Origin of the sequence: Paraburkholderia tropica (assembly GCF_014171495.1) — a bacterium.
In the GTDB taxonomy this organism is placed as follows: Bacteria; Pseudomonadota; Gammaproteobacteria; order Burkholderiales; family Burkholderiaceae; genus Paraburkholderia; species Paraburkholderia tropica.
Genome location: NZ_CP049134.1, coordinates 313,168 through 326,567 on the forward strand (window position 1 = coordinate 313,168; position 13,400 = coordinate 326,567).

Annotated in this window: 13 protein-coding genes; 2 read left to right on the plus strand and 11 right to left on the minus strand. The window is 65.0% G+C overall.

Going from position 1 to position 13,400, the window contains the following annotated elements:
* Positions 1-26 precede the first annotated feature (26 nt).
* From ispE to G5S35_RS01495, 3 genes are all read right to left on the minus strand, one after another.
* Entirely contained in the window at positions 27-929 is a 903-nt protein-coding gene (gene ispE / locus G5S35_RS01485; RefSeq protein ID WP_074981478.1) for a 4-(cytidine 5'-diphospho)-2-C-methyl-D-erythritol kinase, read from the minus strand.
* A 64-nt stretch (positions 930-993) separates the two neighbouring features.
* Positions 994-1,647, minus strand: a complete 654-nt coding sequence (gene lolB, locus G5S35_RS01490; RefSeq protein ID WP_065062197.1) for a lipoprotein insertase outer membrane protein LolB — start codon at positions 1,645-1,647, stop codon at positions 994-996.
* Complete coding sequence (locus G5S35_RS01495; protein WP_065062198.1) at positions 1,647-3,506, minus strand: tetratricopeptide repeat protein; 1,860 nt, start codon at positions 3,504-3,506, stop codon at positions 1,647-1,649. Before G5S35_RS01495 ends, lolB begins: the two co-directional genes overlap by 1 nt.
* A 176-nt stretch (positions 3,507-3,682) precedes the next feature.
* Here G5S35_RS01495 and mutM point away from each other — a divergent pair, with 176 nt between their 5' ends.
* Together mutM and mutY are read left to right on the plus strand one after the other, a co-directional pair.
* Entirely contained in the window at positions 3,683-4,513 is an 831-nt protein-coding gene (mutM, locus tag G5S35_RS01500) for a bifunctional DNA-formamidopyrimidine glycosylase/DNA-(apurinic or apyrimidinic site) lyase (protein WP_065062200.1), read from the plus strand.
* Positions 4,514-4,528: 15 nt separating this feature from the next.
* Positions 4,529-5,662, plus strand: a complete 1,134-nt coding sequence (gene mutY, locus G5S35_RS01505; protein WP_080180577.1) for an A/G-specific adenine glycosylase — start codon at positions 4,529-4,531, stop codon at positions 5,660-5,662.
* A gap of 30 nt (positions 5,663-5,692) precedes the next feature.
* Here the strand turns inward: mutY and G5S35_RS01510 are convergent, their stop codons facing one another.
* The 8 genes from G5S35_RS01510 to lptA form a co-directional block, all read right to left on the minus strand.
* Positions 5,693-6,328 carry an LON peptidase substrate-binding domain-containing protein gene (locus G5S35_RS01510; protein WP_110325383.1) on the minus strand — a complete coding sequence of 212 codons (636 nt, stop codon included), beginning with the start codon at positions 6,326-6,328 and terminating at the stop codon, positions 5,693-5,695.
* A gap of 40 nt (positions 6,329-6,368) precedes the next feature.
* Complete coding sequence (gene rapZ / locus G5S35_RS01515; RefSeq protein ID WP_176079414.1) at positions 6,369-7,262, minus strand: RNase adapter RapZ; 894 nt, start codon at positions 7,260-7,262, stop codon at positions 6,369-6,371.
* 209 nt (positions 7,263-7,471) lie between these two features.
* Positions 7,472-8,440 carry an HPr(Ser) kinase/phosphatase gene (gene hprK / locus G5S35_RS01520; RefSeq protein WP_027795920.1) on the minus strand — a complete coding sequence of 323 codons (969 nt, stop codon included), beginning with the start codon at positions 8,438-8,440 and terminating at the stop codon, positions 7,472-7,474.
* Positions 8,441-8,582: 142 nt separating this feature from the next.
* Entirely contained in the window at positions 8,583-9,038 is a 456-nt protein-coding gene (gene ptsN, locus G5S35_RS01525) for a PTS IIA-like nitrogen regulatory protein PtsN (protein ID WP_027815677.1), read from the minus strand.
* 397 nt (positions 9,039-9,435) lie between these two features.
* Positions 9,436-9,792 carry a ribosome hibernation-promoting factor, HPF/YfiA family gene (gene hpf, locus G5S35_RS01530; RefSeq protein ID WP_065062206.1) on the minus strand — a complete coding sequence of 119 codons (357 nt, stop codon included), beginning with the start codon at positions 9,790-9,792 and terminating at the stop codon, positions 9,436-9,438.
* A gap of 174 nt (positions 9,793-9,966) precedes the next feature.
* Complete coding sequence (locus tag G5S35_RS01535; RefSeq protein ID WP_065062208.1) at positions 9,967-11,484, minus strand: RNA polymerase factor sigma-54; 1,518 nt, start codon at positions 11,482-11,484, stop codon at positions 9,967-9,969.
* A 403-nt stretch (positions 11,485-11,887) separates the two neighbouring features.
* Complete coding sequence (lptB, locus tag G5S35_RS01540) at positions 11,888-12,655, minus strand: LPS export ABC transporter ATP-binding protein (RefSeq protein WP_110325612.1); 768 nt, start codon at positions 12,653-12,655, stop codon at positions 11,888-11,890.
* Positions 12,656-12,678: 23 nt separating this feature from the next.
* A complete protein-coding gene (gene lptA, locus G5S35_RS01545; protein WP_074981486.1) occupies positions 12,679-13,371 on the minus strand; it encodes a lipopolysaccharide transport periplasmic protein LptA in 693 nt (230 codons plus the stop codon).
* Positions 13,372-13,400 lie beyond the last annotated feature (29 nt).

A 13,400-nucleotide genomic window follows, 5' to 3' on the forward strand; every position in this document is an offset into this window, starting at 1 on the left:
CCGGTAGAGCGATCAGCCACGCAAAACTATGACGCGAAAGTGAAGAGTGGATGCGTGTCCAGACTCGAGGCTACCGCGCTTCTCCAGGTTGGGTGTTCCGCTTGCAGTTTGGCTTGCACCGTTTCTGCTTCGGCCCGACTGGTGAATGCTGCGAAAACGCTTGCACCCGATCCGGTCATCCGCGCCGATGTTGTGCTGCTCGAGATGTTCTCGAACCACTTGATCACCTGCGCAACTTCCGCGTATTTTCCTGCGACAACCGCTTGCATATCGTTCCGGCCGAAACTGTCTGGCCATCCGTTCTGCGCTGCTTGCTGTGCAAGAAAGACTGCTATTGTGCAGGTCTCTGTGTCCCTTGTCAACGACTTTTCTGAAAAAATTTCAGCGGTAGGAACATGAACCTGCGGCGTCACAACCAGAAAATGACGCGGGGGCAATTGTACACATTCCAGCGCCTCGCCAACACCCTCCGCAAATGCATTTTTCCCGAACACGAAGAAGGGCACATCGGCGCCCAGTTTCAGTGCCAGTTCCTGCAATTCGAGGCGCGGCAGATTGAGCTTCCAGAGGCGGTTCAGCGCGAGCAGCGTGGTGGCCGCATCGGAGCTGCCGCCGCCGAGACCGGCGCCCATCGGCAGACGCTTTTCGATGTCGATCTCGACGCCTTCCTGCGTACCCGTGTGCTCCTTGAGCAGCTTGGCCGCGCGCACGGTGAGATCGTGTTCGGCCGGCACGCCTTCGACTTCGACGGTGCGCGTGATGCGGCCGTCGTGGCGGCGCGTGAAATGCAGCGTATCGCCCCAGTCGAGCAACTGGAACACGGTCTGCAGATCGTGATAGCCATTCGGGCGGCGGCCCGTGATGTGCAGGAAGAGATTGAGTTTCGCGGGCGCGAGGCAGTCGCGCAGCGAGTCTTGAGTTTCGGTCATGGTGCGTTGAGGCTTGCCTGACCGTCGTGCGGCGGGCCGCGCGACGGTCGTGTCGTGCTGGATTTTACTGGTCGAGCACGAGCTTGATCTGAAGCGGCGGATCTTCGCGGGTGAGATTCACGCGCTTGACGCCGGTCGCGGGCGCGTCCGCGTAAGCGATGTAGTCGATGGTCCAGCCGTCCTGCTCGATCTGCGAAAGACGTTGCGGGTTCTGCGGGTCGGCGCTCGTATGCGCGCGCGAACTGGGCGCGACCGACGGTTGCAGCCAGTAGCGCAGACCTTCGACCGGCAGCGCGAAGCCGAGCGCCTGCTGCATCAGCGTGCCGACGTTGTCGGCGGTGAGCGGCGGCTTGTTCGGCAGTTCGAGCGTGGCCTGCGACGGCGCCGACGTGACGATCGCGAGCGTCGATCCGAGCGGATTGAGCAACTGCAAGGTCACGGTGGAGTCGGTCTGACGCCAGTCGAAATTGCCGTACGCGTTGCGCTGCTGGCCGTTCTGGTCGTTGTACTGCACGGCAAAACGGCCGTGATAGGCGCGGTTCGTCTGCGTGGTGAGCGAGGTTGTGGCGCGCGCCGTGGACGGCTCGTGCGGCGCCTGCGTCGCGCAGCCCGCGAGGGCGAGCAGCGCGGCGAGCGCCGCGCCCGGCGCGAGGCGCAGCGCAGGGCGCAATACGGGGCGCAACACGGCGGAACGGATGCTGAGTCGGGAATCGGCCATCAGAGATCGTTGACCTGGAGGCGCTGGAGCGTCTTCAGGAGCGTGTCGTTGTCGGGTTCGAGCTTGCGGGCTTCGCGCCAGGCCTGACGTGCGCCGTCCTGGTCGCCGTTCTTCCACAGCACTTCACCCAGATGCGCGCCGATTTCGGCGTTCGGCTGCATGCTGTAAGCCTTGCGCAGCAGCTTGATGGCGTCGGCGTTGTCGCCCATGCGGTACTTGACCCAGCCCACGCTGTCCATGATGAACGCGTCGTCGGGGGCGAGCGCCGAAGCCTTCTCGACCAGACGGTCGGCTTCCGGCAGGCGCTGGTTACGGTCGGCGAGCGAATAGCCGAGCGCGTTGTAGGCCTGCGGATTGTCGGGCTGCGTCTTGATCAGCTTGCGCAACTGCGCTTCCATGACTTCGTAGTGACCGTTCTTTTCGGCGGCCATCGCGTAGTCGTAGGTGAGATCGGGGTCGTCAGGGAAGTCGGCGGTGGCCTTCGCGAGGCGCGCTTCGGCTTCCGGATAACGCTTCGCGTCGAACAGGATCGAGGCGTCCGTGCGGGCGATCAGCGACTGGTCGCGCGGGTCGTCGCTCTGGATGCCCGCGAGCAGGCGTCGCGCGTCGTCGACCTTGCCCTGCTTGTCGAGCAGTTGCGCGCGCATCACCTGCGCCGGCACGTATTGCTGGCTGGTCGGGCCGATCTTGTTCAGCCAGGCGTCGGCGCCCGCGTCGTCCTTCTGTTCAGCCGACAATTGCGCGAGGTAGATGTAGGCCTGGCCCGGGTCGCCGCCCGTGACCTTTTCGGCCGCCTGCGCGTACTGAACCAGATACTTCTTCGCGTCGTCGTACTTCTTCTGCTGCACGTCGATGAGCGCGAGCGCCATCATCGGCATCAGGTCGTCCGGCTTGGACTTGTGCAGGATTTCAAACTGCTTCTGCGCGTCGTCGAGACGGTTGGCCGCGAGGTAGGTCTGCGCGAGCGCAAGGTGGCCGTCGCGCGACTTCGGATTCTGCTTGACGTACTGCTCGATGGCCGCAATGCCTTCGGCGCGCTCCTCCGGGCCCATTTGCACGAGCATCAGCGCGGCGGGCAGGTAGTCGCTCTTCTTCGCGAGCGCCTGTTCGAACGACTTGCGTGCGCCGGGCACGTCGTCGGCGAGCAGTTGCTGACGGCCAATGGCGAGTTGCGCTTCGGGGCGGTCCATGTCGTTGACGAGCAGCGCCTTGAGCACGTCGAGACCGCCGGAGCGGTTCGGGCCGCGCGAAAGCAGCAGTTGCAGCGAGAGGATGGCCGGGCCGCGGCTGTCGGCCGGCACGCGGGCCAGCTCGCGCGCGAGCAGCGGCTGCGCGTCGGCGGGCTTGCCGGCGAGCACGAGCAGCGAGGCGTCGAGTTGCGCGGCGCGCTCCGAGTCGGGCGCGTATTGCTGCCAGAGCTGCACGGCGGTGAGCGCGTCGGTCGGGCTTTGCGCCGCGAGCGCGATTTCCGTTGCACGCTGCGCCATGCGCGGATCGTGCGTATCGCGCGCGAGCGCAAGATACGTCTGATAGGCGGGCGCGGGCTGATCGCGCTGGAGCGCGATTTCAGCGGCGAGCACCTGGAAGGTGATCTGGCTCGTGAGCGGAATCGCGGGCAGATCCTTCTTTTCGTCGGCCGTCGCGGGGCCGAACGCGTCCGGCATGGTCACGGAAGTGTCGTCCGTGTCGGGGGACGGATCCTGTGCGTACGCGCTCGACGTGCTCAGCGCCCAGGCTGCGAGCACGGCGGCGCCGATCAGTTTCCGGGGGCCGAACGCGCGGAGTTCGAACGTTTTGCGCAGACGCGGCGCCGCGTGGGGCAGGCGCTTCGCAAACAGCTTTACGAAAGACAGTTCCATGGAATTCCGTCGAATGTTTCGGTCGATTGTAACGCGCTGGCTACAATACGCGCACGACGATGACGCAAGTTGCAGACCAGCCCCGCGCGGTCGCCGGGCCTGGCGACCATGCTGCGTCGCGCTGTGCACCGCGCTGTCCGCCATTTTCCCAGCCCAACCTCACAAACTGATTAAAGATGCCAGAGTTGCCAGAAGTTGAAGTGACCCGCCGTGGCATCGAGCCGTGGGTCGCGGGCCGTCGCGTGGAGCGTGTCGACGTGCGCAACGGCTCGCTGCGCTGGCCTGTGCCGGCCTCGCTTGCGCGCATACTGCGCGGTCGCACGGTCCGTTCAGTTGGACGACGCGGCAAATATCTGCTGTTCGAGGTCGAAGACGGCTGGTTCATCGTGCATCTTGGCATGACCGGCACCCTGCGCGTGTTACGTAATCTTCCGAAGCCGCCGGTTGCGGAAAAGCACGATCACATCGACTGGCTGTTCGACGACTTCACCTTGCGTTTTCGCGATCCGCGCCGCTTTGGCGCCGTGCTCTGGCACGCGCGCGAGGACGGCGACGTGCTCGGCCATCCGCTGCTCGCGAACCTCGGCATCGAGCCATTCACGCCCGCCTTCGACGGCGCGCTGCTGTTTCGCGAGACGCGCGGGCGCAAGGTGTCGGTGAAGCAGGCGCTGCTGGCCGGTGACATCGTCGTGGGCGTGGGCAATATCTACGCGTCGGAAAGTCTCTTTCGCGCCGGTATCCGGCCGACCACGGCCGCCGGACGCGTCTCGCTCGCGCGCTACGAACTGCTCGCCGACGCCGTGCGCGCCGTGCTCGCCTCGGCCATCGAAAAAGGCGGCAGCACCTTGCGCGACTTCGTCGGCAGCAATGGCGAAAGCGGCTATTTCCAGCTCGAATACTTCGTTTACGACCGCGCGGGCCAGCCCTGCCGCGTGTGCGGCACGCCGATCAAACAGATCGTGCAAGGCCAGCGGTCGACCTATTTCTGTCCGCGCTGTCAGCGCTGATCCGTCAGTCCGTTCATGTATCTCAAGACCTCCGCAAAGCCCGCGCCCGACGCGCTGCAATCCACTTATTCCGCCGAACTGCTCGCGAGCTTCGCGCCGCGCCTGATCGCGTGGCAGCGCGAACACGGCCGTCACGACCTGCCGTGGCAGAACACGCGCGACCCGTACCGCATCTGGCTCTCGGAAATCATGCTGCAGCAGACGCAGGTTTCCACCGTGATTCCGTACTACGCGCGCTTTCTCGATCGCTTTCCGACAGTCGAGGCGCTCGCCGCCGCGCCCGCCGACGACGTGATGGCGCTGTGGGCCGGGCTCGGCTACTACACGCGCGCGCGCAATCTGCATCGCTGCGCGCAGGTGGTCGCCGAGAGCCATGGCGGACAATTTCCGTCGACGGTCGAAGGACTCGCGGAGCTGCCCGGCATCGGCCGCTCGACCGCCGCCGCGATCGCCTCGTTCGCGTTCGGCGCGCGCGCGACGATTCTCGACGGCAACGTGAAGCGCGTGCTCGCGCGCGTGTTCGGCGTGGAAGGCTTTCCGGGCGAGAAGCGCGTGGAAAACGCGATGTGGACGCTCGCCGAATCGCTCGTGCCGGGCGCCGACGCCACCGACGCCGACGTGAGCGCCTACACGCAAGGTCTGATGGATCTGGGCGCGACGCTCTGCACGCGCGGCAAGCCCGACTGCGAGCGCTGCCCGTTCGCCTCCGACTGCGTGGCGAAGACGACGAACCGGCAACGCCAGTTGCCCGCCTCGCGGCCGAAAAAGGCGGTGCCCACGCGTCAGACGTGGATGCTGATCCTGCTCGACGGCGACGCGGTGATGCTGGAAAAGCGTCCGCCTTCGGGCATCTGGGGCGGCCTGTGGAGCCTGCCCGAAGCCGCCGACGAAGCCGCGCTGGCCGCGCGCGCCGACGGTTATGGCGCGCAGGGCGCGAAGGCGTCCGCGCTCGCGTCGCTCCAACACACCTTCACGCATTTCAAGCTCGACATCGAGCCGCGCGTCGTTGAACTCGACGCGCGCAAGGGCGGTGCGCTCGTCGCGCAGGATGGGGAAACGGCGTGGGTCGCGCTGCGCGAGATCGACGCCTATGGCGTGCCCGCGCCGGTGCGCAAGCTGCTCGACGGATTGCGCGGTTCGCTGATCTAACCCGGAAACGCCGCGCGGATCACTGCGGCATCAGAGCAACTGATGCTGCTGCATGTAGTGATGCACGACGTCGATGCGCGCGCTGGCGTCGTCCAGTTCCATCAGCTTCTGGCGCGCGCGCAGGGCGATCGGCAGCACTTCGGCGAGACGGTTCGAGACCCAGGACGGATCGTCGAAACGGAACGGCTCGGCGAACGGCACGCTCGACGGATCGCGTTCGCGGAGGGTCGCGATGATGCGCTCCAGCACTTCCGCGCACGCGCCGAAACGCGCGAGATGATCGGAGCCTTCGAGCGGGATGTCTTCGGGCAGCAGTTCGGCCATGCCGACGAGCAGGCCGTCGGGCTGCACGCGGTGCGAGAGCAGGCGAAAACGCTGCGTGCCGTGCGCGCGGATCAGCAGCATGCCGAAGGTTTCCACATCGCATTGCTCGATGCGCGCGAGACAGCCCACGGCTTCGGGCACGGCGGTTTCGTCGGGTTGTGCGACCTCGCCGCCGCTTTTCAGCAGACACACGCCGAACGGCGATTCCTCGCGCAGACATTCGCGCGCCATGTCCAGATAACGCGCTTCGAAGATCTTCAGCGGCAGCAGGCCGCCGGGGAACAGCACCGTATGCAGCGGAAAGAGCGGCAAATCGGCAAGCACGGCAGGAGTCGAGGGCATGGCGCAACGCTTTCGGTAAAAGGCCGCGCGGTGCGGCCGGTCAGGCGATCAGGCGGGATGACTCTCCGACGTCGAGAGGCGCATCGCGATGACGCACGATCACGTTCGACTCGCCGGCGAAGCGCGTGGCGAGCGACTGGGCAATAAAGACCGAACGATGCTGGCCGCCCGTGCAGCCGATCGCAATGGTCAGGTAACTGCGGTTGTCGTTACGGAAATGCGGCAGCCATTTCGCGACGAACGCCCCGATGTCGGCGATCATTTCGTGGACGGCCGGTTGCGCCTTCAGAAAGTCGATCACGGGCTGATCGAGGCCGGTAAGCGGCCGCAGGCGCGCGTCGTAATGCGGATTCGGCAGCGTGCGCACGTCGAACACGAAGTCCGCGTCGAGCGGCACGCCGCGCTTGAAGCCGAACGATTCGAAGGTGAGCATCAGCGAGCCGCGTTCGCCTTCGACGAACACCTTCACCCACTGGCGCAGCGAATTTGCGCTGAGATTGCTGGTGTCGACCTGATGACCGAATTCCGCGAGATTCGCGACGAGTTCGCGCTCGTGCTCGATGGCTTCTTCGAGCGACTTGAGCATGCCGACGTTGGCGTCGTGCGCGACCGAACCCGAGAGCGGATGACGGCGGCGCGTTTCGGAAAAGCGCTGGATGAGCGACTGCGTGCTGGCGTTCAGAAACAGCACGCGCACGTCGTGACGGCGCGCGAGGTCGCGGATCATCTCCGGCATGTCGTCGAACGACGAACTCGAGCGCGCGTCGATGGCCACCGCGAGACGCTCGTAGCCGTCTTCGGACAGATATTGCGCGAGTTGCGGCAGAAAGCGCGGAGGCAGATTGTCCACGCAGAAGTAGCCGACGTCTTCGAGCGCATTGAGCGCCACCGACTTGCCGGAACCCGAGATGCCGGTGATCAGGATGATACGCATGGGAGTGGAGATGGACCCGATTGGGTCATCATAGCATCCGATCCGTGCGACTGTTATGACGCTTCCGGCCGCGCGCGGCCTTGCTGGTGGCGCGTGACGGGCGCCAGGCAGCGCGGCGTGGGATGAGAAGGACGAGGAGAGACGAAGACGGCGGGCGCATTGCGGCAGCGTGCCGCAACGCGCGTCAAAGCAGGATCAGACCGGCGGGATCAGATCAGCTTGCCGGGAAACTGGCTGTCCGGATCCTGCATGGCGAGACGCTGGCGATCCATGAAGTCGCGCAGCGTGTCGATGCCGCGCAGTTGCAGGATCGTGTTGCGCACGGCGGCCTCCACCAGCACGGCGAGGTTGCGGCCCGCGGCCACCTGAATCGTCACCTTGCTGATCGGCAGGCCGAGCACGTCGACCGTTTGGCTTTCCAGCGGCAGGCGCTGGAATTCGCCGTCCGGGCGTCGCACGAGCTGGACGATCAGCTTGAGCTTCATCTTCCGGCGCACGGCCGTTTCGCCGAAGATCGTCTTGATGTCGAGCAGGCCCAGGCCGCGCACTTCGAGCAGGTTTTGCAGCAGCGGCGGGCAGCGGCCTTCGACGAAATCGGGGCCGAGGCGCACGAAATCGACGGCGTCGTCGGCCACGAGGCCATGACCGCGGCTGATCAGCTCCAGGCCCAGTTCGCTCTTGCCGAGACCCGAGTCGCCGGTGAGCAGCACGCCCATGCCGAGAATGTCGAGGAACACGCCGTGCAGCGTCGCGCGCGGCGCGAGGATGCGCGACATGTAGAGGCGCAGGCTGTCGATGACGGTGGCCGCCGACATCGGCGTGGTAAACAGCGGCGTGGAGGAGCGCGTGCAGCGCAGCACCAGTTCGGGCGGCGCGGTCATGCCGTCGGCGACGACGAGAAACGGCGGTTCGAGTGCGATCAGCTCGGCCATGTGGCGCGAGCGGTCTTCGTCGGTCTGGCGCTGGTAGTAGTGGATTTCGGCGTCGCCGAGCACCTGGATGCGGTTCGGGTGGATCAGGTTCAGGTGGCCGACGAGGTCGGCGCTCGCCGTGGCCGTGGCCACCGTCTCGGCCGAAAAGCCGCGTTCCCAGCCTTCGTGCCCCGTCAGCCAGCTGAGTTTCAGCGTGGTGGCGTTGTCGTCGAAGATGCTTTGGGCGTTGATGCTGGAAGTGTCCATGAGTCGCTGACTCCGCGAAGACTCGCTTAACTGGTCGCTCTAACCGCGCGCTCTAAAACTGTTGGCTCGCTGCCTGCACGAGATTCGCGCCGTGGCGCACGCTCGCCGCCTCAACGGGCGGCGCAGGGCGCGCCCTGCCGCTTCAAGGTTGCCACTGGGTGAGCAGGCGATGCAACGTCTCGCGATCTTCTTCCGTGTGCAGCCGCTCGCGCGTTTCGCGATCCGACAACAGTTGGGCGATCTCGGAGAGGATTTCAAGATGCTGCTGCGTGGCCTGTTCGGGCACGAGCAGGAAGATGAGTAGCGAAACGGGCTGGCCGTCGGGCGCTTCGAACGCAATGGGCTCCGCCAGGCGCACGAAAGCGGCGAGCGGCTGCTTCAGGCCTTTGATGCGGCCGTGCGGAATGGCCACGCCTTCACCGAGACCGGTGGAGCCGAGGCGTTCGCGCGCGAACAGATTGTCGGTCACCGTGCTGCGCGCAATGCCGTTCTGGTTTTCGAAAATCAGCCCAGCTTGTTCGAAGACGCGTTTCTTGCTAGTAACGGACAGGCCGACGACGACGTTCTCGATGGGAAGAATTTTGGCTAAACGATTCATGTTGGCAGGCGAAAACGTGGCCTGAATGCTCCTCACCCCGGCAGTCGGCGCGGAGTTCGCGCATGGCTGAATCGGTAAAAACAGCCTGATGCCGGGACCGTGGGACGTGTTACCCCGAAAGTGACTGGACCATTATAGAGCAAGCATAGTGGCCGATGGTGCGATGCACCGGGCATGATTGCAACCATTGTTGCGTGGTTGCACCCGGGAACACCGTTCGATGCCGGACACGTCTTGCGCAGTGCTCATGACGACTCCATGAAAAAAGCCGCCCGGGTGGGGCGGCTTTGTTCGTGTGCTGCATTGACTTCCGGCGCGCTGGCCGCGAAGGCCGGGGGAAGTGAATCAGTGTCGAATCAACGTCGCAAATTCTCAAACCCCACGCGCGCCAGGCGCGTCACTGCGGAGGAATCTCGATGGGCGCCGCGGGCTGATGCTTGAGCGCCTCGTGAGCATGGCCTTGCACGCGATCCTTGTGTCGCACGACCTGGCGATCGAGCTTGTCGACCACGAGATCGATGGCGGCATACATGTCGCCATTGCAGCTCTCAACGAAGATGTCCTTGCCTTTCAGATGAAGGTTCACTTCAACCTTCTGTCTCTTGTCCTTTTCCTTGTGGTTGTCGACCGAGAGGACCACATTGCCATCGATGACCTGATCGAAATGTCTTAGCACCCTGTCCAGTTTGGTGATCACGTATTCTCGCAACGCTGGCGTTACTTCGAGATGGTGTCCACTGATCTTCAGATTCATAGTGCTTCTCCAGGCTGATGGCCGCGTGACGCGTGAAGCGCGGCTGTGCCGGTCGACTGACTGCCTGTGTGCGGCTCCCCGAAAGGCCTGCTACGACGGGCTAGCTCGGCCGGCCCTGTCCGCCAACTGGCGTTGCGGCCGGAAAACGCCCACTCCGTAAAAGCCGGAATGAGCCTAAAGAGACTTGCGCAGATTGACCGCCGGAATCTTCAGTGCTTCGCGATATTTCGCGACGGTGCGTCGCGCGACGACGAAGCCCTGTTCCGCCAGCAGTTCGGCTATGCGGCTGTCCGAAAGAGGGGATTTGGTGTTCTCGGCTCCTATGAGTTGCTTGATGAGCGCGCGGATGGCGGTGGACGATGCGGCGCCCCCCGTATCCGTCGATACATGCGATCCGAAGAAGTACTTAAATTCAAGTGTCCCGAACGGAGTCAGCATGTATTTACCGGTTGTCACACGCGAGACAGTTGATTCGTGTAGGCCCAGCGTATCAGCAATCTCCCTCAAAACCAAGGGGCGCATGGCGATTTCGCCGTGCACGAAAAAGTTCTTCTGGCGTTCGACGATCGCCTGCGCCACGCGCAGGATGGTCTCGAAGCGCTGCTGGATATTCTTGATGAGCCAGCGCGCTTCCTGCAGCTGTTGACGCAGCGAGCCGCTGCCCGGATCGCCGCGGTTATTGCGCAGAATATTCGCGTACAGGTGGTTGATGCGCAGCTTCGGCACCACGTCCGGATTGAGTTCGGCGTGCCAGTTCTGGCCCGCCTTCTTCACGATGATGTCCGGCACCACATAGTCGGCTTCGGCCTTGCCGTACGCCGCACCCGGGAACGGCTCTAGCGAACGGATCAGCGCATGGGCATCGCGCAGCTCGTCGTCGCCGGTCTTCAGTTGCTTGCGCAAGCGCGTGAAGTCGCGCGCGGCCAGCAGTTCCAGATGATTCGACACGATCTCGAGTGCAAGCGTGCGCACCGGCGACGATGTGACGCGCAGCAATTGCAGCTTCAGACACTCCGAAGCGGAACGTGCGCCCACGCCGGCGGGATCGAAGCTGTGCAGCAGTGCCAGCGCCGCGTTGAGTTCGTCGGCGTCGACTTCGAGTTCTTCGGGAATATCGGCAAGAATTTCCTCGCCCGTGGCGGACAGGTAGCCGTCTTCGTCGAGCGATTCGATCAGGAACGTGATGAGCGCGCGGTCGCGCGGGCTCGCGTTCGTTTCACGCAGCTGCGCCATCAGATGGTCGCGCAGCGTGGTGGTGGATTCGTGGATTTGCAGCGGCGGCAGGTCGTCGTCGTCGGAGGCGCTGCCCGAGCGGCCGTAGTCGTCGAGGTTCCATTGGCTTGAGTCGCCGTTGGCGTCGCCGCCGAGTCCTTCGTATTCGTCGACGCCGCGCGGTTCGCCGTCGCTGCTATCGCTGTCGCTCGACGAGGAGGACGAGCCGTTGCTCGCGCCCTGCATCGGTTCCGCGTTGGAAGAAGCCGGCGGCTGGGCGATGAGCGACCCGTCGGCGGCCACGCGCAAGGGGCTCGCGATCCAGTCGTCGTCGTTCTCGAGCAGCGGATTCTGCGAGATCGCGGTGGCGACTTCCTGCTGCAGTTCGAGCGTTGACAGCTGCAGCAGCCGGATGGACTGTTGCAGTTGCGGAGTCAGCGCAAGATGCTGCGAGAGGCGGAGTTGGAGGCTGGCTTTCATGGCGGTGTGCGATTCATTGTAAAGAGTTTGCCACGCTCGCGATACCACACGACATCCGCGAAAACGCGCGTGCCCTGCACTGGTGCAACGGCATCTCGCGGGCGGAATTTAGTGCGCAAACAGCGGTTCGCGCACGCGTGCGGCGTGCATCGCGCACCCGGCCTCGGGGCGCGCGTCGCTCGCGATTGCGCGGGCAAGCACAACGGAACATCACGGAAAGTCCGGACGGAAAATCCAGGAAAACTCGGGAAAAACTCAGGGGAAAGCAGGCGCCGGCGCGGCGTTTGCCCGCAGCGGCGTGCGGGCGTTCCGGCAGGCGCGCCGCGCGGACGCTGCGTGAATCGAGCGCGAACGAAGCGCGGCGGCGCTGCCCCCGCGCGCGTGCGGCGCGCGGGCGCGGAGATTACATGCGGAAGTGTTCGCCGAGGTAGACGCGGCGAACGCTTTCGTTTTCGATGATGTCACCGGGCGCGCCGGAGGCGAGCACGGTGCCGTCGCTGATGATGTACGCGTGGTCGCAGATGCCGAGCGTCTCGCGCACGTTGTGGTCCGTGATCAGCACGCCGATGTTGCGCTGCTTCAGGAACTTTACGATCTTCTGGATTTCGAGCACGGCGATCGGGTCGACGCCCGCGAACGGTTCGTCGAGCAGAATGAAGCTCGGATCGGTCGCCAGCGCGCGCGCGATTTCCACGCGGCGGCGTTCGCCGCCCGACAGCGACAGCGCCGGATTCTCGCGCAGGTGCGCGATCTGGAGTTCGTCGAGCAGCGCTTCGGCGCGCTGCGTGATCACGTCCTTGCTCAGACGCTTGCCGTTCTCGTCGTGTTGCAGCTCCAGCACCGCGCGGATGTTCTCCTCGACGGTGAGCTTGCGGAACACCGAGGCTTCCTGCGGCAAATACGAGAGGCCCAGCGCCGCGCGCTTGTGGATCGGCAGCAGACTGATGGACTGGCCGTCGAGGTCGATTTCGCCCGCGTCGAGCGGCACGAGGCCGACGATCATGTAGAACGACGTGGTCTTGCCCGCGCCGTTCGGACCGAGCAGACCGACCACTTCGCCGCTCTTCACGTCGAGCGACACGTCTTTCACGACCGTGCGCGAGCCGTAGCGCTTCTTGAGGTTGCGCACGACGAGCGAGCTCGTCTTGCCCGCGGACGGACGCTGATGGATGGGGGAGTCGGTGGTGGCGGCGTTCACTGTTGCGGCGCTCCCTGAATCTTCGTGGCCGGCGCGAGCGTGGCCGAGGCGCCGGTGAGCGGCTGCGCGCCGCCGTTGCGCGGCGCCAGCATGGCGCGCACGCGGCCTTTCGGATTGCCCGGGCCCGCGACGTCGGAACCCGACTTCGCCGTGTAGAAGTCGTTCTGGCCGTCGTACGTGATGACGCTGCCGTGGACCTGATCCATCACCGTGGACAGACCTTGCAGACGGCGCACCGTCGCGCGCGTGGTGAGCGTGGTCAGGTCCTGCTTGCCGTCGTAGTCGATACGCTCCGCCGTGCCTTCGACGTATTCGTCGATGCCTTCGCGCTTCTGGCGGAAGTACGCGAGGTTGGCGTCGGGCGTGCCCGGCGCGACCGTGCCGGTGGCGTACTGATAGCCCTGCGGATCCTGGGTGACGACGAGCTTGTCGGACTTGATCAGGATCGTGCCCTTGGTGGCGACCACGTGACCCGTGAAGATGGTCTGCTGCTTGAGGTCGTCATACGTCATGTTGTCCGCTTCGATGTTGAGCGGCTTGTCCTTGTCGGCGCGCTCGGCATGGGCGGCGGGGGCGAAACCGGCGAACGGCAGCGCCGCGGCCAGCGCGGTCAGCGCCGCGAGCGCGGCACGGCGCCAGCGCGCGCTGCGCAGGCTGCCGGACAAGGAAGGGGGAAGCGAATCGTTCATGCAATCGTGCCTTGCGTGGACGGCCCGGG

What these genes read in the sequence shown, in the direction of transcription:
- ispE (WP_074981478.1), bottom strand. Translation starts at nt 929, where the DNA reads ATGACCGAAACTCAAGACTCGCTGCGCGACTGCCTCGCGCCCGCGAAA.
- lolB (WP_065062197.1), bottom strand. Translation starts at nt 1,647, where the DNA reads ATGGCCGATTCCCGACTCAGCATCCGTTCCGCCGTGTTGCGCCCCGTA.
- G5S35_RS01495 (WP_065062198.1), bottom strand. Translation starts at nt 3,506, where the DNA reads ATGGAACTGTCTTTCGTAAAGCTGTTTGCGAAGCGCCTGCCCCACGCG.
- mutM (WP_065062200.1), top strand. Translation starts at nt 3,683, where the DNA reads ATGCCAGAGTTGCCAGAAGTTGAAGTGACCCGCCGTGGCATCGAGCCG.
- mutY (WP_080180577.1), top strand. Translation starts at nt 4,529, where the DNA reads ATGTATCTCAAGACCTCCGCAAAGCCCGCGCCCGACGCGCTGCAATCC.
- G5S35_RS01510 (WP_110325383.1), bottom strand. Translation starts at nt 6,328, where the DNA reads ATGCCCTCGACTCCTGCCGTGCTTGCCGATTTGCCGCTCTTTCCGCTG.
- rapZ (WP_176079414.1), bottom strand. Translation starts at nt 7,262, where the DNA reads ATGCGTATCATCCTGATCACCGGCATCTCGGGTTCCGGCAAGTCGGTG.
- hprK (WP_027795920.1), bottom strand. Translation starts at nt 8,440, where the DNA reads ATGGACACTTCCAGCATCAACGCCCAAAGCATCTTCGACGACAACGCC.
- ptsN (WP_027815677.1), bottom strand. Translation starts at nt 9,038, where the DNA reads ATGAATCGTTTAGCCAAAATTCTTCCCATCGAGAACGTCGTCGTCGGC.
- hpf (WP_065062206.1), bottom strand. Translation starts at nt 9,792, where the DNA reads ATGAATCTGAAGATCAGTGGACACCATCTCGAAGTAACGCCAGCGTTG.
- G5S35_RS01535 (WP_065062208.1), bottom strand. Translation starts at nt 11,484, where the DNA reads ATGAAAGCCAGCCTCCAACTCCGCCTCTCGCAGCATCTTGCGCTGACT.
- lptA (WP_074981486.1), bottom strand. Translation starts at nt 13,371, where the DNA reads ATGAACGATTCGCTTCCCCCTTCCTTGTCCGGCAGCCTGCGCAGCGCG.